The 23,537-nt window shown below is 63.9% G+C and carries 18 protein-coding genes; 6 read left to right on the top strand and 12 right to left on the bottom strand.

Translation table 11 applies throughout. The features are described from left to right. Nucleotides 1–31: 31 nt before the first annotated feature. The 4 genes from EA187_RS14055 to EA187_RS14040 all read right to left on the bottom strand — a co-directional run bounded on the left by EA187_RS14055 (nt 32) and on the right by EA187_RS14040 (nt 3,321). Nucleotides 32–493, bottom strand: a complete 462-nt coding sequence (locus EA187_RS14055; protein WP_127780676.1) for a hypothetical protein — start codon at nt 491–493, stop codon at nt 32–34. A gap of 4 nt (nt 494–497) precedes the next feature. Beyond that, entirely contained in the window at nt 498–917 is a 420-nt protein-coding gene (locus EA187_RS14050) for a hypothetical protein (protein WP_115606909.1), read from the bottom strand. 123 nt (nt 918–1,040) lie between these two features. Next, entirely contained in the window at nt 1,041–2,429 is a 1,389-nt protein-coding gene (locus tag EA187_RS14045) for a response regulator (protein ID WP_164856280.1), read from the bottom strand. Nucleotides 2,430–2,646: 217 nt separating this feature from the next. Then, the gene (locus EA187_RS14040; protein WP_115606912.1) at nt 2,647–3,321 is read right to left on the bottom strand and encodes a hypothetical protein; all 675 of its coding nucleotides are present in this window, start codon (nt 3,319–3,321) and stop codon (nt 2,647–2,649) included. Between the two features lie 118 nt (nt 3,322–3,439). On the opposite strand from EA187_RS14040, the gene EA187_RS14035 reads away from it, so the two are divergent. Then, complete coding sequence (locus EA187_RS14035) at nt 3,440–4,201, top strand: phosphocholine cytidylyltransferase family protein (RefSeq protein ID WP_127780674.1); 762 nt, start codon at nt 3,440–3,442, stop codon at nt 4,199–4,201. 114 nt (nt 4,202–4,315) lie between these two features. Here the strand turns inward: EA187_RS14035 and EA187_RS14030 are convergent, their stop codons facing one another. The 3 genes from EA187_RS14030 to pdxH all read right to left on the bottom strand — a co-directional run bounded on the left by EA187_RS14030 (nt 4,316) and on the right by pdxH (nt 7,690). After that, the gene (locus tag EA187_RS14030) at nt 4,316–5,578 is read right to left on the bottom strand and encodes a thiolase C-terminal domain-containing protein (RefSeq protein ID WP_115606916.1); all 1,263 of its coding nucleotides are present in this window, start codon (nt 5,576–5,578) and stop codon (nt 4,316–4,318) included. A 272-nt stretch (nt 5,579–5,850) separates the two neighbouring features. Then, nucleotides 5,851–6,924, bottom strand: coding sequence for a hypothetical protein (locus tag EA187_RS14025; RefSeq protein WP_127780673.1), 1,074 nt, complete (start codon nt 6,922–6,924; stop codon nt 5,851–5,853). Between the two features lie 160 nt (nt 6,925–7,084). Next, on the bottom strand, nt 7,085–7,690 hold the full coding sequence (gene pdxH / locus EA187_RS14020) for a pyridoxamine 5'-phosphate oxidase (protein WP_127780672.1): 606 nt from the start codon (nt 7,688–7,690) through the stop codon (nt 7,085–7,087). A gap of 296 nt (nt 7,691–7,986) precedes the next feature. Here pdxH and EA187_RS14015 point away from each other — a divergent pair, with 296 nt between their 5' ends. The 3 genes from EA187_RS14015 to EA187_RS14005 all read left to right on the top strand — a co-directional run bounded on the left by EA187_RS14015 (nt 7,987) and on the right by EA187_RS14005 (nt 11,865). Continuing rightward, nucleotides 7,987–8,313, top strand: coding sequence for an ATP-dependent Clp protease adaptor ClpS (locus tag EA187_RS14015; RefSeq protein WP_115606921.1), 327 nt, complete (start codon nt 7,987–7,989; stop codon nt 8,311–8,313). Nucleotides 8,314–8,435: 122 nt separating this feature from the next. Next, on the top strand, nt 8,436–10,751 hold the full coding sequence (clpA, locus tag EA187_RS14010; protein ID WP_115606923.1) for an ATP-dependent Clp protease ATP-binding subunit ClpA: 2,316 nt from the start codon (nt 8,436–8,438) through the stop codon (nt 10,749–10,751). Between the two features lie 136 nt (nt 10,752–10,887). Then, the gene (locus EA187_RS14005; RefSeq protein WP_127780671.1) at nt 10,888–11,865 is read left to right on the top strand and encodes a mevalonate kinase family protein; all 978 of its coding nucleotides are present in this window, start codon (nt 10,888–10,890) and stop codon (nt 11,863–11,865) included. A gap of 173 nt (nt 11,866–12,038) precedes the next feature. Here the strand turns inward: EA187_RS14005 and EA187_RS14000 are convergent, their stop codons facing one another. From EA187_RS14000 to EA187_RS13990, 3 genes are all read right to left on the bottom strand, one after another. After that, nucleotides 12,039–12,797 (bottom strand): succinate dehydrogenase/fumarate reductase iron-sulfur subunit, encoded by a 759-nt coding sequence (locus EA187_RS14000; RefSeq protein WP_241250201.1) that lies wholly within the window; start codon nt 12,795–12,797, stop codon nt 12,039–12,041. A 102-nt stretch (nt 12,798–12,899) separates the two neighbouring features. Next, on the bottom strand, nt 12,900–14,822 hold the full coding sequence (locus EA187_RS13995; protein WP_127780670.1) for a fumarate reductase/succinate dehydrogenase flavoprotein subunit: 1,923 nt from the start codon (nt 14,820–14,822) through the stop codon (nt 12,900–12,902). Between the two features lies 1 nt (nt 14,823). Next, nucleotides 14,824–15,519, bottom strand: a complete 696-nt coding sequence (locus EA187_RS13990) for a succinate dehydrogenase cytochrome b subunit (protein WP_127780669.1) — start codon at nt 15,517–15,519, stop codon at nt 14,824–14,826. Between the two features lie 247 nt (nt 15,520–15,766). Between EA187_RS13990 and EA187_RS13985 the strand changes: the two genes are divergently transcribed. Further along, a complete protein-coding gene (locus tag EA187_RS13985; protein ID WP_127780668.1) occupies nt 15,767–17,251 on the top strand; it encodes a cation:proton antiporter in 1,485 nt (494 codons plus the stop codon). Between the two features lie 21 nt (nt 17,252–17,272). On the opposite strand, the gene EA187_RS13980 is transcribed toward EA187_RS13985, so the two are convergent. Both EA187_RS13980 and EA187_RS13975 read right to left on the bottom strand, forming a co-directional pair. Continuing rightward, nucleotides 17,273–19,882 (bottom strand): bifunctional aspartate kinase/diaminopimelate decarboxylase, encoded by a 2,610-nt coding sequence (locus tag EA187_RS13980; protein WP_127780667.1) that lies wholly within the window; start codon nt 19,880–19,882, stop codon nt 17,273–17,275. A 351-nt stretch (nt 19,883–20,233) separates the two neighbouring features. After that, the gene (locus EA187_RS13975) at nt 20,234–21,850 is read right to left on the bottom strand and encodes an SUMF1/EgtB/PvdO family nonheme iron enzyme (RefSeq protein WP_127780666.1); all 1,617 of its coding nucleotides are present in this window, start codon (nt 21,848–21,850) and stop codon (nt 20,234–20,236) included. Between the two features lie 402 nt (nt 21,851–22,252). On the opposite strand from EA187_RS13975, the gene EA187_RS13970 reads away from it, so the two are divergent. Then, nucleotides 22,253–23,308 (top strand): Leu/Phe/Val dehydrogenase, encoded by a 1,056-nt coding sequence (locus EA187_RS13970; RefSeq protein ID WP_127780665.1) that lies wholly within the window; start codon nt 22,253–22,255, stop codon nt 23,306–23,308. Nucleotides 23,309–23,537 lie beyond the last annotated feature (229 nt).

Raw genomic sequence — 23,537 nt, 5'->3', positions numbered from 1 at the left:
TGTGCTCGCGCCAGCGGGGAGGCGCCGCGTCTTAATGCACCTGGCGAATATGCTGCACGGTGGCCGGGTCATCCGCTTCGAGTTCCCGGATGTACTCGGCGGTCCAGGGGCCCTTGCCACGGCGATCCTCGCCATAGCCCCACTCCCCTTCGAGTCGCACCGTCGAAGCGTCGTCCACGAGCAGGAAGTAGCCCTGTCCACGCATGCTCGCACGGGCCTGGCTTCGGTCGCCGGGCTCCTCCCAGTCGAAGAGCAGGCGGTTGCCGTTGAGTTCCCCCTCAATCGTGCCGCCACTTCCGTAGGAGTAGACGCCGGTGACGCGATCGCCGACCTGCTCCAGGTACATGTGTTCGAACTGCTGGGAGTACCACAGCCCGGAGTAACTGCGGCCCTGGGGCATCGGATCAGCCCCCGGCACTCCGGGTGCACTCGCGCAACCGCTCAACACCCACGCCAGACTCACCGCCACCATCCATACTGCTTGCCATCGCATCACTTCACCTCGTCGCATCGTCGACCTCCGCCGTGTCAGGACGCCCTTGATGCTCGCGTCCCAACGCGCGGCGCACCGCCGCGGGGGCCTTCTCCAATAGGTCCGACAGTATAGCGCAGACCCGCTCGCTTTCCAGGAGCAGCCCCCACTCCTCGGCGCTCAGGTAGCTGACGCGCTTGCCGCGCTGCTCTAAAAACTCCAGACGCACCACCACCTGCTCCCCCTGCCGCTCTACCGCCTCCAGGCGCACCTGACCGGGCTGGCCCAGCCGAAGCAGATCGCGCTCCAGGCTGCGAAGATGCCGGTAGAGACGCAGCGCCCGCTTGACCCGGGGATCCTGGTAGGCCTCAAAATTGCGGTTGCGGCTAAAGGCCACATCGTCGTCGCGAAGTAAGCGACGTACGATCTTAAAGGTCAAATCCATCGGGGCGAGTCCTCCTCAGAGCTGACAGGGGGGCCGGGCGGCCCGCATGGCCACAACCGGCTTCCCCCTCCGGACCATTCCTGGAGCCGACCTCGCCAAGACCTCGAAGTAGCAGGCCGGCGCTCAACCCCAGACCCTGATTTCATTGAGCCCGTTGGACTCCTGAAAACGCCCCAGGCGCGCGATAAGCTCATCGGTAATGATCATATCGCGGGGCGCCACCGGGATGCCCTGCGCGGTCTCAAGTGGACGCGCGAGCACCATGCCCGGACGAAGCTCATCAAAGCGCACCACGACCTCACGGGTGCGCGCGGTCGCCATCTCCCGGGCCACCATCTCGTCAAAACGCCGCACCAGCGCCGGGTCAAAAGCACCGTCGGCCGCACCCTCTTTGAGAAGTCGTAAACCTCGCTCCACCGCGCCGGCCACCTCGTTGCGCTCGCTGCCACGAAGGCCAGTACGCACGCGCTCAAAGGTGCTGCAGATGCCCAGAATCTGACACCCGCGCACAAAGGCCTCCCCGTACACCTGACCGGTGGCCGGATCGACCTGTTCGGCACCAAAGGTCGGGTCGTCATGGCGACGCAGGTAATGCAGGATCATCCTCCCCGGCTCCCGCAGGGCGGGCACATGGTGAATCGCCTGCTGACCGAGCACCGTATGAAACTCCCAGCTGGCCCGGGCCTCTTCGTCGAGCTCTTCTCCCGGCTTCTCAAAGACCCGGGGCGGCGCGTTGATAAGACCTATCCAGTGCAGGAGCGTGGCCCGCTCGATCTCTTTGCACTGCTCTTCGGGAAGCTCCAGCAGCTCACAGAACATGCGCACGCGCTCGGCGGTGCGCTGGCAGTGCTCAATGACGTGCACCTCGCCAAGTTCCATAATGGAGACCAGCGCTTTGATCGTCGCATCGAAGCTCCCCTGCAGCTCGCGGTAGAGGTGCTCGATCTCCTCCTGACGGCTGACCACCTCGCGGGTACGCTCCTCGACGCGACGCTCCAGGTCTTCATTGAGATCGCTGAGCTCGGCGTTAAGCACGCTGAGTTTCTTGTTTTGACTGCGAATATGCTCTTCGTAGCGCACCTTCGAGATCAAAAGCTCGTGATGCTCAATCGCCAGTCCGACGATCTTCAAAAACTCGTCGTGGTCCCAGGGCTTGGTGATAAAGCGAAAGACCTCCCCCTGATTGATCGCCTCAATGGCCGTGGCAACATCGTTGTTGCCGGTGAGCATAATACGCACCGTATAGGGTGACTTCTTACGCACGTAATTGAGCAACGCGGCTCCGCTCAAGCCGGGCATACGCTGATCGCTGATGATCAGCGCGATGTCGTGCTCGCGAAAGAGCTCCACGGCATCGGCACCGCTGGGCGCGGTAAGCACCTGGTAGCCCTGCCCCAGAAAAAGGCGCTGGACGGCTTTGAGGATATGGGTCTCATCGTCGACGATGAGCACTTTGTAGGGGGCGCGTTCTCCCCCGGTGTCCTGCTGAAGGTCGGTGGGTTCTTGCCCCAAACCGCTTCCTCGTCCATCCCCCTGTAATGCCACTGGCGTTCGCTGAATGGTCCTCGTCATAAGCCTGACTTCTCGCGCTGAACGTCGTTGTGATCCCCTCGGCTAACTTCCCCCACATCAAGCCAGCAAGGCGAGCACTATAACGCGGCCTCAGCCCTGACCGCCAGTGGCAATCACCCCCGCGATGCCCCGGAAGCCCCCGCCCCCGCGATTGTCTTCAGGTGAGGCGCAGCGCACGCGCCACACGTCGACACAGGATCGCCGCCGATGCGGGAATCACCGTGGTAACCATCGTCAGCCCCATCGCCGCGGCGATCCAGCGCGCCGGACTGGTCAACATCTCCGAGATGGTGCCCAGGCTGGTCCACCCCACCACGCTCATCGCAATCGCCGCGCCGCAACCAAAGGTCAAGAGCGGATAGAGCAGCCATCCGGCGGCAAGCTCGCGGGCACGAAGCGCCCGATCGGAGGTCTCATCTCGCCGTCCGCGCATCGCCGGCTGGCCCAGCATCACCGCGCTAAAGAGCGCTGCCCCCACCCCATGCACGCCAATCACCAGCAAGCCCGGTCGCCACACCTTGAAGAGTTCCGGCATATGGACAAAGGCCCAGAAGCCCACCAGCGCCATCCCAAGACCCGGCACCAGCACGCTCAGCCCCATCAGGGTTCGTGTCAGGCGCCGCTTGCTCCAGATCAACGCCGCCCAGCTTCCCCAGGTCAGGGTAAGCAGCGCAGCCACCAGCGCGTAACCCAGATCGGCGGCCGGCGCGGGGACCTCCGTCTTCATAAGGGCATGAAGTCCCATCACCCCCACACCGATCATCATGACGCTGGCGGCAAACCACAGGGCGACTTCCGCCAGGAGCGAAGGCTTTCGGGTTTGTTCGTTCATAGTCTCTTCTCGGATCGTCATGTGTCGGGTTGATCGCGACTCGCCATCATAGTAACGCCTGCGGCTGGCAAAACAAATCCGCCCCCTCTTACGATTCCCTGTGCCTGTTGAGTACGCCATGCCCCAGTCCACCCGCGCCGCCGTCATTCTAGCTGCAGGCTTTGGCAGCCGCCTCAACGCCGAGGAGGGCTACAAACTGCTGGCGGAGGTAGGCGGCCGACCCATGATCGACCACCACCTGGCCGGCCTGAATCAGCTGGGCGTGACGGATGTGGTCGTCGTCACCGGCTATGCGCATCAGGGCCTGGAAAACGCACTTCAAAGCATTGAGTTGCCCGAAGGTATGCGCGTTCACTGCGCCTTCAACCCGAATTATGAGGGCCAGAATGGCTCCTCGGTGCTGGTGGGCGCCGCCGCACTCCGAGACGCCGCGGTGCCGGGCCCCTTCTGGCTTACGATGAGCGACCACCTCTTTGAGCCCGCCCTCTTCGACGACCTGCGCACCTTTGATGCCGAGCGGCCCTCAGCCTGGCAGGGCGCGCTGATGATCGACCGCAAACTTGAGACGATCTTCGATATGCCCGACGCCACCAAGCTGGCGATGGACGCCGGAGACTTCGCCATCGGCAAAGAACTCACGCGTTTTGACGCGGTCGATGCCGGGCTTTTCTGGTGCGATAAAGGCTTTGTCAACGCACTCCTCGACGCCCGCGAGCGCCGCGGCGACTGCTCCACCTCTGACGCGGTGCGCGCGCTGCACGCCGACGCCACCTTTGGCTTCTGGGACATCGGCCCGCGCCTCTGGCAAGACGTCGACACCCCCGGCGCCCGCGCCCACGCCGAGCGCCTGATCGCCGGCTGGCGCGCGCGCCAGCACTGAGCTCGCCACCACCTGCGGACGGCAACCTGCGATGCTCGCATCGACAGAGCCAAAAAAGCCCCGATGTCCTGAGACATCGGGGCTTTTTGATCTTCAGACAATCAAAACACCGTCTTAGCGCACATCCTTAAGGGCGATGCACACCGTCGTGCGGTCGTCGCCGCCCATATTTGCCGTCAGGCCGATCTCCGGGCGCTCAGCAAGCTGGTAGTCGCCGCACTGCCCTTTCATCTGGCGGTAGATCTCCAGAAGCTGCTTCACGCCCGTGGCACCTACCGGATGGCCGAACGCCAGCAGACCACCGCCGGTGTTCACCGGAATCTTGCCCGTAAGGCCGGTCTCCCCGGCGCGGGCGAGCTCGGCGCCTTTGCCCTTCTCGGCAAAGCCGAGCGCTTCGTACATCAGGAGCTCGGTGACCGCGAAGCAGTCGTGGACCTCGGCAACCTGCACCTGCTCCGGGGTGATCCCGGCGTCGGCGTAGACCTGGTCAGCGGCCATCTTCGTGTTGTCAAGCACGGTATAATCTTTGACCTGCCCCAGCGGGCTTGTCGCCTGGGCGTACGCCAGCACCTCGATGCAGTCTTCGGGCTTCTTGCCCAGCTTTTTCAGACCTTCTTCGGTTGCCAGGATCACCGCGGCGCCGCCGTCGCTGACCTGCGAGCAATCCGAGACCTTGAGGTGGGGCTTGAGTTCCTCGTTGCCCAGAAACGCCGGGTTGCGGTCGCCGGGCGTCGAGGCGCTCTCCAGATCCCAGCTCACCTTGCTCATGTGGGCTTTGGGGTTCTTGTTGGCGTTCTCGTAGGCTTTGACCGTGACATGCGCGATGTCTTCGTCGGTCACGCCGAACGCTTCTTTGTAGTGCTTGGCGCGGCGAGCAAACATCGCCGGGAAGGTAAACTCATCGATGGAGCGCTCCTCCTCCCAGTGCGAGGCGCGCGCCAGATAACCGGCGCCTTCGCGGGCGCTGACCGTGGTCTGAACCTCAGCGCCCACAGCCATGACCACGTCGCTCCCGGCGTGGAGCGCGTCCATTGCCGAGAGGATCGCCAGGCCTCCGGAGGCGCACGCGCCTTCCAGACGGGTAAAGGGCTTGCCCACCAGCTTCTCATTGGCACGCACGGCCATCGCGCCCAGGTGCCCCTGAGAGTTGAAGAGCTCGCCGGCGAAGTTACCGACAAAGCCGCGGTCGATGGCTTCGGCGTCCACGCCCGTCTTCTCCAGCGCGCCGTTGATGGCCTGGCTCAGGTAGTCTTCCAGGGAGGGGTTCTCGCGCTTGCCGAAGTCCGGGTGCTTCTTCCACACAAAGTCCGGGTGGCCTTTACCGATAAAGGTCGACAGCTCACCGCCGACCACAAAGATGCGCTTAAGGGGTTTCATACAATCTCCTGGGCTGAGCGCCGCGGCCACGGGAGGCGGCGCGGCGCGCAAGGGTAAGGATGGGCGCGAAGTTCGGCGCCGGCCCGCAGCCGAGCGCCGTGTTTGAAGATGGCTCTGGGTTACACCACTCGAAGCGGCCTAACAACGGGCAAAGGGCGCCTCGCATTCCGCGCGCGCCCTTTGCTGATGCCCCTGGTGCGCTCAGCGCTCTCGCAGGCTCAAAATCGAGCTCAGCCTGGCGGCACTGAGGCTGAAAGAAGGCCTCTGGGACCTCACCAGTTGGCGCCGCCCGGGGGGTTGGTCTTCTGCGGGTCGGCGGGCTGCTGCATGCCGGCGGGCGCCGTAGCAGGCGCCGGCGCGGGAAGCGAGACCTGGTCGCCAGCCTTAAGCCCGGCTTCTTTGGCCTTGCCGATGAGGTTGCGGAACGCCTCACTGGCGCTCTGCAACTTCCGGTCCCACTCCGGATCGGGCTGCTTGCCGGCGATCTCACGGTGGTAGGTCACGATCGTGTACGCCAGCGCGAAGGGCTCATAAAACGCCAGCTCCAGCAGGCGTCCGCCGACCACCGCCAGCACCAGAGCGATCATAAAAGCGATCGACTCCCACTCCGGCCCCAGCAGGCTGGAGATGAACAGGCCGGGCACGATGATCATAATAAAGAAGATCCCCCCGAAGACCTTGCCCAGAAGCCAGGCTTTGAGCGTCGTAAAGAGGATCGGCTTATAACTCTGGCCGTAGAGCACGATGCCATGGCGCGCGCTGTTCCAGACGTTCTCCTCACGCTGCGCGATGGCATAACTCAGGATCGCTTCGTCCACATACGAGAGCGAGCGGTTGATGATCCCCTGCACGATGCGAATGAGCTTTCGGAAGTCGCCGGGCAGCGGGATGAAGTTGATGATGCGCACGAACGTATTGGTAAACGCTTTGACCGTGCCATTGATCAACGCGTCGAGCCCGAAGAGTACCGAGACGTCTTTAAAGTATGTGGTGACAATGTCGCGGGCGTACTGGATCTGGCCGGGGCCTTTGGGCACATCTCGGCCCAGCAGCACCTCGGTCATCGCCGCGATATGCGCGCCCTTGACCATGTAGAGCAGGTAGCGCCGCGCCATGCGCCAGGCAAATCCGCCGGCCCCCATCGCAAAGATGACGCAGATCACCCCGGCGATCGGCACCAGCTTGGACACAAAGAAGGCGATCGCCCCCCAGATCGCAAACCAGATCACCGCCACCAGAAAGAATCCGGCATAAACCGCCGCATTCAGCCCCAGAAGTGGCACCGTCGCGCCCAGAAGCGAGACGGCTTCTTTCATGTAACTTCCCTTCGATTGCATCTGACTCATCATCGCCCTCCGGGCTGCCCGGCTCTCGTATGTTCAAGGTCCACACCGCGTCGCCAACATCCTGCCTCAAAGAGGGAGAACGCAGCATGCGCGGCATCATGGTGAAGAACGCGCCAAACCTAACGTCCCCCCGGGCTCGGGTCAACGCCGACGCCGACGCTTAAGGAAAGAGCCGGTGGCATTCAAAGGGCATCTCGGGCTCGCCGCGCACAAACTCCCAGCGATCGTGAAGGCGCGCGTCTCCGGCCTGCCAGAACTCGATGCGCGTGGGTACCACCCGCATCCCCGACCAGTGCGGGGGGCGAGTCACCGGTTGGCCCTCAAAGCGGGCAGTGACCTCGGCGAGTGCCGCTTCGAGCGCGGCGCGCGAGGCCAGCTCGCGGCTCTGCTGCGAAGCCCAGGCTCCCAGCTGGCTTTCCCGGGAGCGGCTGGCGAAGTAGGCGTCAGCCTCAGCGTCTTCGACCGCCTGCGCGACACCCTCCACGCGCACCTGGCGCCCGAGCTGAGGCCAGAAGAAGGTCAGCGCGCAGCGCGGCTCAACAAGCAGCTCGCGCCCCTTCCTGCTCTGCAGGTTGGTGTAGAAGACAAAGCCCTTGCGGTCGACTCCCTTGAGCAACACAATGCGCAGCGAAGGCTGCCCGTCGGCGTCAACCGTCGCCAGGCTCATCGCCGTGGGCTCGATCATCGTGCTCTGGCGGGCCTGGTCAAACCAGGCGTCGAACCACTCAAAAGGGTCGTCAAAGGGCAGCACAGCTTGTTGCGGCATAATCGATACCTCCACCTGGTTAGGTCAGCCGAGTAGGTGCGTCTTTAGGGTCGCTCCGGCCTTTCAGTCGTGGCAACGGCGCTTAGCTTTGTAAGTAAGGGCCAGCGACGCCAACGACAAGACAGGATCGGGGAGGAAACGAACCTTCACACCCGCCCCGGTGCGCCCGCAGCTCGCGCATCCTGAACGTGGCGCACACGACGTGCGACGTCGTCGACCCGAAGGTGTCCTGATGAGCTTTCTGACCGCTGTGGCTTTTGTCGCCAGGTTTTTAGCCCCTCAGCGCACACCCTGGCATGCATGGGAGTAAGCAATTGAGTCAGCACGATTGGGATCATGATGTTGTTACCGAGAAGAAAACCCGGCTCAAAAAACCCCGGCTCTTCAAGGTGATCTTTCATAACGACAACTACACCACCATGGAGTTTGTCGTTGAGATTCTGGAACAGGTCTTTCACAAAAGCCCCGCCGAGAGCGCCCAGATCATGTTGCGTGTGCACAACCACGGCAGTGGCGTCGCAGGCATCTACCCCCGAGAGGTTGCCGAGACCAAGCTGGAGACGACCATCGCCCTGGCCCGACGCCAGGGGCATCCGCTGATGGTCACCATGGAGCCGGAGTAGCCTTTACCAAGCCCACGCTGTCGCTGTGTTTAGCCGTCCCTTATCATCATTAAGGCGGAGTGTGCTGCGCCTTAGAGACCATCCTCTACCCCTTTGCGGTCCTCTCGCCGGAGCCTTAGGTCATGATTCAAAAAGATCTCGAAATCGCCCTCTTCGCGGCGGTCCGTGAGGCCAAGCAGCGCCGCCACGAGTACCTCACCTTAGAGCACCTGCTCTACGTCTTATGCTACGACGAGACCACCCGCCGCATCCTTCGCCATGTGGGCGCCGATGTGGACCGGCTTACACGCGATCTCGACGGCTTTCTCGAAGAGAACCTCGACCGCCTGCCGGCCGATATCAGCGCCGAGCCGGTGCAGACGGTGGCCTTTCAGCGGGTGATGCAACGCGCGATCATGCACGTGCGCTCCTCCGGCCAGACCGAGGTCAACGGCGGCAACGTGCTCGTCGCCCTCTTCAGCGAGCCGGATAGCCACGCGGTCTTCTTTCTGGAAAACCAGAATGTCAGCCGCCTCGATGTCGTCTCCTACATCAGCCACGGCGTCAGCCGCCTGGACGAAGACGAGCGCAGCGGCGACTCCTTTGATGAGGAGCCCGACTGGGACGATGCCTCCTCTCCGCGCATCGACGAGGAGGAAGACACCGACGGGGTCCAGAACCCGCTGGAGAGCTACTGCACCAACCTGGTCGAGCGGGCGAAGAAGGGCCGCATCGACCCGCTGATCGGTCGCGATTCCGAGATCGAACGCACCGTCCAGGTTCTCTGCCGACGCCGCAAAAACAACCCGGTCTTCGTCGGCGACCCGGGCGTGGGCAAAACCGCGGTGGCCGAGGGGCTGGCCCGGCGCATCGCCCACGGCCAGGTGCCCTCGGTGCTCGAAGACGCCGAGATCTGGTCGCTGGACCTGGGCGGCCTTCTGGCCGGCACCAAATTCCGCGGCCAGTTTGAGCAGCGCCTCAAGGCGGTGATCAAGGCGTTGCAAAAACGCAAAAACGCCATCCTTTTCATCGACGAGATCCACACCATCGTCGGTGCCGGCGCCACAAGCGGCTCAACGATGGACGCCTCCAACATCCTCAAGCCGGCGCTGGGCGACGGCTCTCTGCGCTGCATCGGCTCCACCACCCACGAGGAGTTCCGCAAGAGCTTTGACCGCGATCGCGCCCTGGCCCGCCGCTTCCAGAAGATCGACATCGTCGAGCCCACCATCGAGGAGACCCGCGAGATCTTGCGCGGGCTCAAACGCCATTACGAGGCCTTCCACGATGTGGTCTATACCGATGAGGCCATCGACATGGCCGCCGATCTGGCCGCCAAGCATATCACCGAGCGCGCGCTGCCCGATAAGGCCATCGACGTGATCGATGAAGCCGGCGCGCGCCATCGCATCCGCCGCGCCGAGCTGGCCTCCAACACCATCGACGCCGACCACATCGAAGATGTCGTCGCCAAGATCGCCCGTATCCCCCAGCTCAAGGTTCAGGGCAGCGAGAAGGATCGCCTCCATCAGCTGCGCGCCTCGCTCAAAGAGACGGTCTACGGTCAGGACGACGCCATCGACGCGGTGGTCACCGCCGTCAAGATGAACCGCGCCGGACTTACCCGCCCCGACAAACCCGTGGGCAACTTCGTCTTCGCCGGCCCCACCGGCGTGGGTAAGACCGAGGTTGCTCGGCAGCTGGCGCAGGCCCTGGGCATCGGCTTTATCCGCTTCGACATGAGCGAATACATGGAGCGCCACGCCGTCAGCCGCCTCATCGGCGCGCCTCCCGGCTACGTCGGCTATGACCAGGGCGGCCTGCTCACCGAGGCCATCCGCAAGACACCGCATGCGGTGCTCCTGCTCGACGAGATCGAAAAGGCCCACCCCGACATCTTCAACGTGCTCTTGCAGGTGATGGATAACGCCAAACTCACCGACAATAACGGCCGCGAAGCCGACTTCCGCAACGTGATCTTGATCATGACCTCCAACGCCGGGGCCCATGAGATGGTCCAGAACGTGGTGGGCTTTAACCAACGCTTCGACCTCTCGCGCAGCAGCAAAGCGCTGGAGAAGACCTTCTCTCCCGAGTTTCGAAACCGCCTCGATGGAGTCATCGTCTTTAAGCCTCTGCCCCAGAGCGTGATCATGCGCGTGGTCGACAAGTTCATCGACGAGCTGGAGTTCCAACTCAGCGATCGCAACGTCCGTGTCACCCTCGACGACGACGCCCGCGCCTGGCTGGCCAGCCGTGGCTACGATGAAAAACTGGGAGCCCGCCCCCTGGCCCGAATCATCCAGGAGCATATCAAGCAGCCCCTGGCCGAGGAGATCCTCTTCGGAGCGTTGCAAGAAGGCGGGGAGGCTCAGATCGGCGTCAAGGACAACGCGCTGGCCTTCGAGTTCTTCCCCGACAACGTGCCAGAAGAGGCCATGGCCAATGAGAGCGACTGATACCCCGAAGTCCGCGCATCATCGCCTCACCAGGCGACTCTGACGACGCTCTTCACCCCACGCCGCGCTCCGAGCGACCTCCTCGCCGGATGCGCGGCGCGGGCATTTCAACAGACCTCCCTCCCGACGACTGTCCATGCCTGCGCCCGCTGTATCGGCCCCCGCCAAACTCTTTCTTTTCGGCGAATACGCCGTCCTCGGCGGCGCCCGCGCCCTCGTTCACGCCACCAAGCGCCGCGTCACCGCCAGCCTCACGCCGGGCCAGCACGCCTACCGTGTCGTCGGCGCCGACCTCTCCTCCTCACTCGCCCTGCCCTGCGCCGCCCTCTCCGCGCTCCATCTACCCACCGATGCCGACGTTCTCCGTGAGCTCACCCTCGACGTAGGCGACCTCTACGAGGGCGGCCAGAAGCTCGGGCTGGGCTCCTCCGCCGCCTCCACCGTGGCCATCATCAAAGCGCTGGCCCCCCACCTCTCGCCGGCCCAAACCTTTGACGTCGCCCATCGTGCCCATCGCGCACTTCAGGGCGGCCGCGGCAGCGGCGCTGACGTGGCCTCGAGCGCCTTCGGTGGCACCATCGCCTATCGCCTGACCACCTCATCGCTGCCCGCCCCCGTCGATCTCCTCCCCCGCGATCTTCAGGGTCGCGAAGGTGAGGCGCACATCGCCGACGCCGCCATCCTTCCCGCTCTTCAGCTTCCCTCCGACCTCAAACTCACCGCGGTCTGGACCGGCGAACCAGCCTCATCGGTCTCATTTATCAAGGGGCTGACAGCCGCATGGCATAAGGACTTCGAGGCGGTCGCCTCGACCTTGCAAGCACTCGGCCATCAGGCCGAGCGCGCTCTCGACGCCTGCCTCAGCGATGACACCGCACTCTGGCTCGATGCCCTCGCTCAGGCCGACCAGGGGATGGAGCGCCTGGGTGACATCTGCGACCTCCCGATCACCACGCCTGCCCACCGCCGGCTTCGCGAGCAGGCCCGAACCCTCGGGGCCCTCGTCAAACCCTCCGGCGCCGGCGGCGGCGATTTTTCGCTGGTGGCCTGGCACCGCTCCCACCCCGCTCCGAGCGCCCTTTTTACAGACGCCATCACACTCGATCTTCACTGACCCACGGTCAGCCCAAAACCTGACCCACGGTCACCTGAAACCCGCGCCAGCACTCAACCTCTCGCGTCCCACGGTCAGCTCCCGAACACAAAAAAAACCGCCGGCTGACGCCGGCGGTTTTTTCGTTCAAGCACGCGTCCGGATGAAATCAACCCTCACCCGGCGCACCCCGATCAATGGTCGGTGAACATCGCGCGCAGGTACTCACGCTTCATCGTCGCGATGTTGTCGAGCGAGATCTCCTTCGGGCAGGCCGCCTCGCACTCCCCGATGTTCGAGCAGTTGCCAAAGCCTTCGGCATCCATCTGGTCGACCATCGCGCGCACGCGACGACCACGCTCGGGCGCGCCCTGCGGCATCAGCGCAAGCTGGGTGACCTTGGCACCGGTGAAGAGCGAGGCCGAGGCGTTGGGGCAGGCTGCCACGCAGGCGCCGCACCCGATGCAAGCCGCCGCATCAAAAGCACGGTCGGAGAGATCTTTGCCGATCTTCACAGCGTTGGCGTCCGGCTTCGGGCCGGTGTTAACCGACACGTAACCACCGGCAGCGATGATGCGGTCGAACGCGCCGCGATCGACCACCAGGTCGCGAATCACCGGGAAGGCCTCGGCGCGCCAGGGCTCAATGACGATCGTCTCGCCATCGCGGAAGCTGCGCATGTGCAGCTGGCACACCGTGGTGCCCCGCTCCAGACCGTGGGCCTGGCCGTTGACCACGCACCCGCAGGTGCCGCAGATGCCCTCGCGGCAGTCGTTATCAAACTCAATGGGCATCTCCCCCTTCTTGATAAGGTCTTCATTGACCACATCAAGCATCTCCAAAAAGGACATATGGGGATTCACCTCGGTGGAGTACGACTCAAAGCGCCCTTCACTCTCAGGGCCAGCCTGTCTCCACACCTTCAGGTGTACGTTCATCGTCTCGTCGTGCATGGTTACTCCTTGCTGCGCATCTTCAGCGCTGATGGGCCTTCAGCCCGGCCAGCTCCTCGGCGCATAGGCCGAATGAGCTGGCGAGCTCTGCCGCCTGACGACTTATTTGTAGCTGCGCGTGCTCAGCTCCACATTTTCAAACTCAAGGGGCTCTTTGATCAGCTCGGGCTCTCCGGCCTCCTTGAACGCCCAGGCCGCCACGTAGCAGAAGTTCTCGTCGTCACGACGGGCTTCACCCTCAGGCGTCTGGTGATCTTCGCGGAAGTGCCCGCCGCAGGACTCATCGCGGTGGAGCGCGTCGCGCGCCATCAGCTCGGCCAGCTCCAGGAAGTCGGCCAGTCGGCCGGCAACTTCGAGCATCTTGTTGAACTCGTCGCCGCTGCCGGGGATCTTCACGTCGGTCCAGAAGTCGTTTTGCAGCTTCTTGATCTTGGTGATGGCCTCTTTCAGCCCCTCGGGCGTGCGGCTCATGCCGACCTGGTCGTACATGATCTCGCCAAGGTCACGGTAGATCTCAATCACCGTACGATTTCCCTTCGCGCCGACGTCGAGCATTTTCTGCAGGTGCGCGGTGACTTCGTCTTCGGTGCGCTTGAAGTCGGCGTGGTCGGTGCTGACCGCCTCAACCTTGTTCTGCGCCAGGTAGTTCCCCACCGAGAAGGGCACCACGAAGTAGCCATCGGCCAGACCCTGCATCAGTGCGCTTGCGCCCAGGCGGTTGGCGCCGTGGTCAGAGAAGTTGGCCTCCCCGGCCACGAAGAGCCCGGGGATGGTGCTCATCAGCTCGTAATCGACCCACAATCCACCCATGGTGTAGTGCACCGCCGGGTAGATGCGCATCGGCACCTCGTAGGGGTTCTCGCCAGTGATCTTCTCGTACATGTGGAAGAGGTTGCCGTACTTATCGGCGATGGCGTCGCGACCCTGATTCTTGATCGCGTCGCGGAAGTCCAGATAGACCGCGCGCCCGGTGGCACCCACGCCACGGCCTTCATCGCAGACGTACTTGGCGTTTCGCGAGGCCACGTCGCGCGGCACCAGGTTGCCGAAGCTCGGGTACTTGCGCTCCAGGTAGTAGTCGCGACGCTCGTCGGGAATCTGGCTGGGAGGGGTCTTGACGTCGGCTTTATCTTTGGGAACCCAGACGCGACCGTCGTTACGAAGACTCTCACTCATCAGCGTGAGCTTCGACTGGTAGTCGCCCGACTGCGGAATGCAGGTCGGGTGAATCTGCACGTAGCAGGGGTTGGCAAAGTGCGCGCCCCGCTTATAGCAGCGCCAGGCAGCCGTGCCGTTGGAGTTAAAGGCGTTGGTCGACAGGAAGTAGACCCGGCCGTAGCCACCGGTGCAGAGCACCACGGCGTCCGCCTGATGACGCTCAAGCTCACCGGTCACAAGGTTGCGCGTAATGATGCCGCGCGCCTTACCATCGACCACCACAAGGTCGAGCATTTCACGGCGCGGGTACATCGTGACGGTCTTGTTGTCGACCTGGCGCATCAACGCCTGATAGGCCCCCAGCAGAAGCTGCTGGCCGGTCTGGCCGCGCGCGTAAAAGGTACGCGAGACCTGAGCGCCCCCGAAGGAGCGGTTGGCCAGCTCTCCGCCGTAGTCGCGGGCAAAGGGCACGCCCTGGGCCACAGCCTGGTCGATGATCGCCGTACTGACCTCGGCCAGGCGATGCACGTTGGCCTCGCGGCTGCGGAAGTCACCACCTTTGATCGTGTCGTAGAAAAGCCGCCAGACGCTGTCGCCATCGTTGGGGTAGTTCTTGGCGGCGTTAATCCCGCCCTGCGCGGCGATCGAGTGGGCACGACGCGGCGAATCGGTGATGCAGAACGCGTCAACATGGTAGCCCAGCTCGCCAAGAGAGGCCGCGGCCGACGCACCGGCCAGACCGGTACCGACGACGATGACCTTTTGCTTGCGCTTGTTGTTCGGCGCCACGAGCTTCATGTCGTGCAGCCGCTTGCTCCACTTCTCGGCCAGGGGCCCTTCGGGAACACGTGAGTCTAACGTCGTCATATCAACCTCCAATAATGTACAGATAGACCGGAATCCCCAGGAACCCGACCGCAAGCACCACCGCGATCGCAAGCCCCACGGCGTAGATGCCCTTCGACCACTGCGGCTTCATCGCACCCAGCGACTGGAACGCGCTCCAGAAACCGTGACGCAGGTGGAAGCCCAGAAAGAGCATCGCAACAACGTAGAACGCCACCCACAGCGGGTTCTGGAACGAGCCCGCCACCAGGCTGTAGAGGTCGGTATGCTCCTTGCCATCGATGATCATCGTGGCGTCCATAAACATCTTCTGAATGCGGAAGTGCCAGACGTGCACCACCAGGAAGATGCCCAGGATCGAGCCCGTGATGATCATGTTGCGCGAAGCCGGGTTGAGGTTACTCGGCCCGCCCTTGGTTACCCCCCCGGCGTCGTAATTGTTGCCCCGAGCGCGCTTGTTGCGCACGGTCGTGGTCACACCCCAGATGATGTGCAACGCGATCACGCCCAGAAGCCCCATCTCAATCACATAGAGAAAGGGCCCGAGCAGCTCGAACTTCGAAGCGTAAATGTTAAACGCCTCTCCGCCATCGGGCACATAGAGAGTCAGGTTGCCAAGCAGGTGCACGATCACAAAAAGCACAAGCGCGATGCCTGAGATCGACATGACGAACTTGCGCCCGATCGACGAATTCAGGGCTTTTTTCAGTGGTATCATGGAAACAACTCCGAGGGTTCGGCCGTTCACCTCCGCCGCGCAAACCTTGCGCGCCACCGACCGATGAGGGGGTATGAGCCCGCTGCCAGTGTTGGCGCGTTCCTTAGCATGATTCACGCGCCCTTGAAAGACTTTCGCCAGTCCAACGTGCGCGCCATCTCAACCTCTGGCAAATTCCGAGCGCACGGGTTGCTCTGAACATCTCCGTCCCCGGGGCCAACATCCGAGTCACGCGGGTATTTCCGCCATGTTTCAAACCCCCTTGAACATCGTGTTGAGCTGGCACCCTCAGGGCCCTCCCTTTCGCTTGATGGCGCTGCTCTTTAGCCTCGCCGGGCTCTGCCACCTCTGGCTGGCCGATGCCTGGATCCCCGAATGGCTCGCGGGCAACGCCCTCTTCCTGCTGGGCATCCTCGCGCTACCCTTTTCTCCCTCTCTTATCCCGTGGGCGAGTTGTGCGCTGGGCAAAGCGCTGCCTCTTCTGATGGGGCGCGATCATCTCAACCAATCCTTGTTGCTGATGCTCATCGCGACAGCCGCGCTGCTTCTCTGCGCTCTGGGAGGATGGCGCGCCGCGCGCCGCCCGGACGCACACAATCCGGCCGCCTTCGATACCGACGTGCTCAGCCCTACACCCACGCCGACGTCCGAGTCGGAACTCACCGACGCATTCTTTCATTTTGTCCGCGGGCTGACCGTGGCGGTGTACGCGATGAGCGCATTTCATAAGCTCAACCGCGACTTCATCGACCCTACGCTGAGCTGCGCGTCCTATGGCGTCGACAAGCTTGCAGGCTATCTGAACCTGAGTCTGACCGACCTCCCGGGCGGCTTGCTGCTTCGCGAGCTGGCACCGGCCGTGGTCATCGCCGCCGAGCTGGGCATTGCCCTTCTCTATGTGGCCGGGAGACGCAAGGCGGCACTTGTGATCGCGCTGCTCTTTCATATCCCTCTGACGCTGACGATGGCGCCGGCCTTTGCCTTTGTGATGCTCATCGGTCACGCCGCCTTTTTGACCACTGCGGATCTTCGTAGCTTCGCCGAGCGTGGTCGGCGCTTTGGCCCCCTCATCATCGGTGCCGCCCTGACCATGACGGCGCTCACCACCTGGATGCACGGCGGCTCCGACGACTGGACGATGCTTCCGCGGGAGGCACTTCTATGGGGACTTCTCATCTGGGTGGCGCTCACGCCCCTCTCACCTCGCCATCTCTGGCGCACGACGCATGCGGGCCAACCCACCTCCCGGACGGCACGCCGTCTGGCCACCCTGGCTGTGGCGCTCTACCTCATCCACGCGCTCACCCCCTACCTGGGGCTTCGCTTTCAACATACCGCTGCCATGGTCAGTAACCTGCGCATCGACCAGGGCTGCTGGAATCACCTTGTGATGCCCGAGCGCTGGCGGCTGCGCGAGGAGTACATTCGCGTCGACCGCGTCTACTTTCGCGAGCCCGGCTTCATCGTCGAATACGAAAACAAGGTCCTCGACCAGCTCTGGAACACCACCCAGGTGCGCCAGATGCGCCGCAACTGGTGCAGAGACGAAGTGCGTCCCTTCTACCTCGAAGGCACCTGGCGCGGGGAGCCCTTTGTGATCGACGACCTCTGCGCCGCCCCGCTCAGCTGGCCCTTTGAGCGCGCGGGCGTTTGGGGTGAGGAGGTCTTTGAAGATCATCTGCGCTTCCAGCGCAACCTCCCACGCACCTGCCCGGCGGCCTGTATTCATTGAGCGTTTGCCCTTTTTTGAGTCTCATTGCTCCGACTCAGGTGCGCCCAGCACAACCTCGCGGGCGGGCTCGCGCAGGTTATAGCGCGAACTCATGGCCCGACCGTACGAGCCGCAGTTGGCCACCAGCAACACATCGCCCTCCTCACACACCGGCAGCCAGCGCGCATGTCCCAGCACATCGCCGCTCTCACAGATGGGGCCGACGATCTCAGCCTCGATCTCGGGCGCCTGCGCGTGGCGCGTGAGGTTGACGATGGCGTGATACGCCCCGTAGAGCGCCGGCCGAATCAGCGTGTTCATGCCCGTCTCCACGCCCACGTAGTGGTAGGCTCCCTTGGTCTTCAGCTGCGTGACACGCGCGAGCAGCACGCCGGCCTCCGAGACCAGAAAACGCCCCGGCTCCAGCCACAACTCCAGCTCGGGGTGCGCTGCCTTAAAGGCCTCCAGCGACGCGTTGACCGCGTGCAGATCGAGCGCCTGCTGTCCGGCGCGCTCCGGCACCCCGAGTCCACCGCCGAGGTTGAGCCAGCGCACCTCGGGGAAGAACCCGCGACATTGCTCCAGAAACACCGCCGTCGACGACCAGGTGCCCGCGCGTCGCACGCCGCTTCCCACATGAGCGTGCAGCCCCACCACCCTGAGGTTGGCCGCCGCGGCGAGCTCAGACAGACGCGGAAGCTCCTCCACGCTCACACCGAACTTCGACTTCGGGCCGGCAGTGCGCACATAGCGATGATGCCCGGCCCCCTGCCCGGGATCGACGCGCACAAGCACCTCTCGCCCCTCAAAGAGCTCCGGCCAGGCCTCCAGCGGGTGAAGGTTGTCGAGGGTGACCATCGCCCCGGCCTCAAAGCCCAACGCGTACTCCTCGCGGGGCGCGAAGTTCGGGGTAAAGAGCAGGCGACCGGGCGCAATCTTCGGAAAGAGCGTTCGCACATGCGCCACCTCCCCTGGCGAGACGCACTCAAAGCCCACACCTCGCGCCTCCAGCGAACGCAGGATCTCGGGGTTAGGATTGGCCTTGATCGCAAAGAAGACGCGGTCGACCGCCCCCATCGCCTTAAGTCGATCGGCCTGCGCTTCAACCACATCGAGGTTGTAGGCGTAAGCTGCGCCACCTTCGGCGATCTTCAGAAGTTCAGTGCGGCGCTCTCGCCACCACGCGTCCTCAAAAGGAAGCTGCGGCAGCACTCGCCCGCTGAGTTCTTCCCAGCTCGCTCCGAAGACCTGGTCCGGCCCCTGCTCCCCGAAGAGAAGTTGATGGAGTTTGCCGACGAGGCGCTCAGCCTGCGCTTCATCGACGACAAAGCTCAGGTTGAGGTCGCTGGCCGACTGCGACACGAGATAGATCTGCTGTTCCTCAAAAACCTTGAGCGCCGGGGCGAGCTGACTGAGGATGGAACGCACCCGACGGCCAACCAGACTGACCACCGCGCATCCCTCCACCACACGTGCGCGACACAGCTCGTTGAGGTCGGCATGCAGCCGCTCCAGCGTGGCCGGCTCCAGCGCGTTGGCCATCGGATCGAGCGTCACGCTGACTTCGGCCTCCGAGGTCGCCACCATATCAATCGAGAGACCGTGCGACTTAAACACCGCAAAGACGTCTGCCAGAAACCCGACCTGCTGCCACATTCCCAGGGTCTCCATCGAGATGACGGTGACGCCGGACTTGGCCGACACAGCCTTGACCTGCGGTCCTTGCCCGGTGGCCTGAGCCGCGATCACCGTACCATCCTGCTCCGGTGAAGGCGTGCAGCGAATATGCAGTGGAATGTTATGTTCGCGCACCGGTGCCAGGCAGCGCGGATGCAGCACCCGGGCGCCCATCGTCGCCAGCTCCTGGGCCTCGGCATAGTCCAGCCGTCGCAGCAGCCGCGCGGTGGGTACCTGACGGGGATTGGCCGAGAACATCCCGGGCACATCCGTCCAGATCTCCAGACGCTCGGCGCGCAGGCGCGCAGCCAGATACGCCGCCGAGGTGTCGCTGCCGCCACGCCCCAGCAGCACCGTCTCCCCGGCATCATTGCCGGCGATGAAGCCCTGGGTGATCACCACGCGCGCCGCATCGGCGGACAGACGCGCCTGCAGCACCTCATCGACCCCGCCCTCGCAGGCCGCCGAGATGTAGCGGCGACGCAGCGGGGCGTTGGGCTCTTCGACGGCGCGCAGCATGGTGCGGGCGTCGGCCCAGGTGCTCTCCGTCATCTGGCGGGCCATAAAGGCCGCCCCCAACCGGGTCGACATCAGCTCTCCCAACGCCAGGATCTGCGCATAAATCCGGGGACTGACTTCTTTGACCAATGAGGCTCCCAGGGCGAGTCGCGCCAGGGTGAGGAGCTCCTCCTCGAGAAGGGTGCTGGCGTCCACCCCCAGCGTGTCAGCCAACTCGGTGTGGCGGGCCTCGACCTGCTCGAGCAGATCATGATGATTGCCCTCGGGGGCACGCGCAATCACCTCTTCGAGCAGGTTGGTCACCCCGCTGAGCGCGGAGCAGACGACCATCACCCGGCGATCCGGCGCCTCATCCAGACGCTCCCGAACCACGCTTAAGATCGTCTCCCAGCGCTCCCGACTCGACACACTGGTGCCGCCAAACTTCAAGACCACCCACGAGGTGCTCGTCGTCATCGTTCTCTCGTCACGTTTCCGTGGTTTTCGATTTCGTTTCAGGGGCGTTTTGCCGCCCCGGGGTATACGCGCCCGGCCCCCTTGTGTCGAGCACCGAGGTTCATTAAGCACGCGAAATCCCACGACTTAACGCGAACACACTGCCCCGGACTTGCCTCGCAGGGCCATGGCGACGCCATTCGAAATCCCGCCCCATGGTCGTCTTGCCTTGCGCGAAAACCCGCCCCACGGTCCCACCGACCGACCTCATCAGCTTCCCCGGGCAACGCGTTTCAGGTTGAAATCTCGCAACCTTTTGAGCGTCGGCGAGTCGCACCGTGTGTCCGGCACGCAGCCTCACGCTCCCTCATTTCAACGGGGCTGCGGATCCCGAAGCGACCACACGCAGCGAAACGAGTGGTTCGCGCGACGCTCCCCCGGCTCATAGCGTCCGCGGGTCGCGCAGCGAAGTGCGAACTCCGGGTGGGCAAAGGAGCCCCCGCGCAGCACCTTGCGCGTGCCGCGCCTGGGGCCGCCCGGATCACGCGGCGGAGCCTCATTGTAGTAGGTGCCATCGTACCAGTCGGCGACCCACTCAAAGACGTTACCCGCCATATCTTCTACGCCGTAGGGGCTGCGTCCGGCGCTGCGCTCACCGGGGACGCCGGGCGCGGGGTTCTCACCATAGAGTGCCAGCCCGGCGTTAGGAGGCGCATCCCCCCAGGGGTAGGTGCGCCCGTCCGTTCCACGGGCGGCCTTTTCCCACTCCGCCTCGGTGGGCAGTCGCTTGCCGGCCCAGTGCGCGTACTCGTAGGCCTCACGCCAGGTCACGTGCACCACCGGCAACTCCCCGGCACCACGCGGGGCATTAAACTGATACCACTCCTCATCAAGCGTAAGTCCGGTTTCGGTGGCGAAACGATGAAACTGCGCGGCGCTCACCGGGTCCCGGTCGATGTAAAAGGCCGAGAGTTCCACGCTGCTCATCGGTAGCTCTTCGCGGCGCGCCGCCGGATCATCATCGCGACTTCCGCGCAGGAAGGGGCCAGCCTCCACCGCGCACATCGTCTCATCATGAAGCGAGCCACAAAGTGCATCGATCTGCGCCAGAATCTCGCGGGGGTTGATCAGGCGATGGGCCGCATCCTGAGCCAACATCCTGGCCAAAAGCCCGGCGACCTCGACGGAAACCTCCTCCCCCGCTCGTCCCCCGACGTCGCGCAGAAGCAGGCCGGCCAGATCAGCCTCAGTCCCCTGCTCCGTTACCCCGAGCATCTGTACAACGATGCGCGCAAGGGCGCGATAGTCCTCGGCCAGCTCGGGCGCATTGGGCCCCAGCCACACACCGCTAAGCGCCGCGCCCAGACGTCCGTCGATGCGCTCCCGCACCAGCACCCGCGAGGCGTCGAGCCGTCCATGCCGATAGCCCGCACCGTGCATCGCGCGCAACGCCTCAAGCAGATCCTGCATCAACGCGAGCGCCACCCACAGGGGCACGCGCTCGCGCGCCGCCAGAAGCTCGTCAAGGCGCCCTCCCGGCGGCCAATCCAACACCACTGAGACGCCTTCCTCACCGGGGACCACCCCCAGGACCTCAAGAAGACCCGAGTGAGAGAGTTCGGCAAAGGAGCGCGCCTGTGCCTCCACCTCACGCAGCGCGCCCGGGTCGCCCGGATGAAGTTGGATCATCACCGGACGCCCCCGCTCCACGTCATGACCGGCCTGCCAGCGCACACCTTCGGCCTGGCTGACAAGACCGAGCACCGCCCAGCGCTCCTGAAGCAGCGTCGAGGTCGGCGTGCCACGCACCGTCGCCGTGACCACAACCTCCTCGCCAAGCGGCGCCTTACATCTGCGGCATTCCGCCTGCGTCGCCAGGTTCCTCGCCCCACACTGTGTGCAGATCACCGATGTCGTCATCTCCACCCGCTCCCGCAGCGCGCCGGCGTCTGAGACTGGCCAGCGACTTTTGATGATTGAACGCGACAACTTTCCCCACCCCCCGATCCCCGGTCAAGCATAATCCCCTTCACACCACAATGAGCAGACGTTGATGGGGCTGGATGCGCTACAAAGCGTGACACGGACAACGTTCCGAACGCCGGTATGGATTCAGGCTTTGCTTCGCCGAAGACGTTGATCGCCATGCCGCAGATGCAGCATCCACACTGGCTCACCGCATAGCACGAACCGGCCTCGCTCGCACCACAGACCCGGGCCCAACATCACCCCAAAGTCCCCTCTCATCGTGACGCTACGCGTCAACGACAGACCTTGCCTAACCCCATCCCCCCTCACTATAAATGCCCCGGAACCAGGGGGTCGAGACTGGAGTCTTGGCTCATGTCGAACGCACGCTTCTCGCTACGCTAACGCCTCAGGAGATAGCTCGTGGACCTTTTCGAATACGCCAATTCTCTGAACTTCGGCGAAGTTCTTTTCAAAACCGACCCTGCCACCGGTCTTCAGGCCATTGTGGCGCTTCATAACCTGAAGCAAGGTCCGGCCATCGGGGGATGCCGCTTCATCGAATACCCCTCCACCGCCGAAGCCACCCGCGACGCGCTGCGCCTGGGTCGTGGAATGACCTACAAGGCGGCCATCAGCAACCTGCCCCACGGCGGGGGCAAAGCCGTGATCATGCGCCCGAAACACCTGAGCGAAGAGCAGCGCGAGCGCCTTTTTGAAGAGTTCGGGCGTTTTGTCGACTCGCTCGGCGGCCGCTATATCACCTGCGAAGACAGCGGCACGAACGTCAACGATATCAACGTCGCCCACCGCTTCACCGACCACGTGCTTGGCTACGACCCGGACGCCGGAAGCTCCGGTGACCCCTCTCCGGTGACCGCCTACGGCGTGCGCCGCGGCATTGAGGCGGCGGTGAAGTTCAAGCTCGGCCGCGACTCCCTCGAAGGCGTGCACGTCGCAGTACAGGGCCTGGGCGCGGTGGGCTTTTGCCTGGCCCGCGAACTTCATGAGCTCGGTGCAACCCTGACCGTCGCCGACATCAACCCGGCTGCCGTTGAGCGCGGCGTCAACGAGCTGGGTGCCACCGCGGTCAGCGTCGACGCCATTCACGCTGTCGACTGCGACATCTACGCCCCCTGCGCCCTGGGCGGTGCCATCAACGACACCACCCTTGCCGGGCTTCAGTGCACGATCGTCGCCGGTGCGGCGAACAACCAGCTCCTGGAAGATCGACACGGCGAAGAGCTCCACCGCCGCGGCATTCTCTACGCCCCCGACTACGCGATTAACGCCGGCGGCCTCATCAACGTCGCTCAAGAGTACGTCGGCTACGATCGCGAGCGCGCCCTGGCCAAAACCTCCGAGATCTATGAAACGATGCTGGCCATCTTCGACCGCGCCGGCTCTGAAGATCTTCCCACCGACGTGATCGCAGACCGCATCGTCGAGGAAAAGATCTTCGGAAAAGCGCTGCGCTGAGTCGCCCCGCAGACCACTCCCCCAAAACCTCCAGACGCCCCCGGCACCGGCCGGCGGGCGTCTTTTACCTCTGCACGCCAACGCCTACTCCGCGCTTCGAGACGCTCCCTCACGCCCCCGAAACACAAGGCCTGGCGGAAGCAACTTGACAGTCTACCCCCGATTAACCAATTCTGACCGCATTGTTCGGAGCCTATCCCCGCGCCCCAGGTACCATCAGGCGCACAGA

Origin of the sequence: Lujinxingia sediminis (genome assembly GCF_004005565.1) — a bacterium.
Taxonomy (GTDB): domain Bacteria; phylum Myxococcota_A; class Bradymonadia; order Bradymonadales; family Bradymonadaceae; genus Lujinxingia; species Lujinxingia sediminis.
The sequence above is the reverse complement of the archived record's forward strand: the minus strand, read 5'-3'. Positions and strand labels throughout refer to the sequence as shown.

Excerpts from the sequence above, each read along its gene's own strand:
- EA187_RS14005 (WP_127780671.1), top strand. The coding sequence starts at position 10,888 with ATGCCTGCGCCCGCTGTATCGGCCCCCGCCAAACTCTTTCTTTTCGGC.
- EA187_RS14015 (WP_115606921.1), top strand. The coding sequence starts at position 7,987 with ATGCATGGGAGTAAGCAATTGAGTCAGCACGATTGGGATCATGATGTT.
- EA187_RS13980 (WP_127780667.1), bottom strand. The coding sequence starts at position 19,882 with ATGACGACGAGCACCTCGTGGGTGGTCTTGAAGTTTGGCGGCACCAGT.
- EA187_RS13985 (WP_127780668.1), top strand. The coding sequence starts at position 15,767 with ATGTTTCAAACCCCCTTGAACATCGTGTTGAGCTGGCACCCTCAGGGC.
- EA187_RS14030 (WP_115606916.1), bottom strand. The coding sequence starts at position 5,578 with ATGAAACCCCTTAAGCGCATCTTTGTGGTCGGCGGTGAGCTGTCGACC.
- EA187_RS14050 (WP_115606909.1), bottom strand. The coding sequence starts at position 917 with ATGGATTTGACCTTTAAGATCGTACGTCGCTTACTTCGCGACGACGAT.
- EA187_RS14040 (WP_115606912.1), bottom strand. The coding sequence starts at position 3,321 with ATGAACGAACAAACCCGAAAGCCTTCGCTCCTGGCGGAAGTCGCCCTG.
- EA187_RS14000 (WP_241250201.1), bottom strand. The coding sequence starts at position 12,797 with ATGCACGACGAGACGATGAACGTACACCTGAAGGTGTGGAGACAGGCT.
- EA187_RS14055 (WP_127780676.1), bottom strand. The coding sequence starts at position 493 with ATGCGATGGCAAGCAGTATGGATGGTGGCGGTGAGTCTGGCGTGGGTG.
- EA187_RS14035 (WP_127780674.1), top strand. The coding sequence starts at position 3,440 with ATGCCCCAGTCCACCCGCGCCGCCGTCATTCTAGCTGCAGGCTTTGGC.
- pdxH (WP_127780672.1), bottom strand. The coding sequence starts at position 7,690 with ATGCCGCAACAAGCTGTGCTGCCCTTTGACGACCCTTTTGAGTGGTTC.
- clpA (WP_115606923.1), top strand. The coding sequence starts at position 8,436 with ATGATTCAAAAAGATCTCGAAATCGCCCTCTTCGCGGCGGTCCGTGAG.
- EA187_RS14025 (WP_127780673.1), bottom strand. The coding sequence starts at position 6,924 with ATGAGTCAGATGCAATCGAAGGGAAGTTACATGAAAGAAGCCGTCTCG.
- EA187_RS13990 (WP_127780669.1), bottom strand. The coding sequence starts at position 15,519 with ATGATACCACTGAAAAAAGCCCTGAATTCGTCGATCGGGCGCAAGTTC.
- EA187_RS13995 (WP_127780670.1), bottom strand. The coding sequence starts at position 14,822 with ATGACGACGTTAGACTCACGTGTTCCCGAAGGGCCCCTGGCCGAGAAG.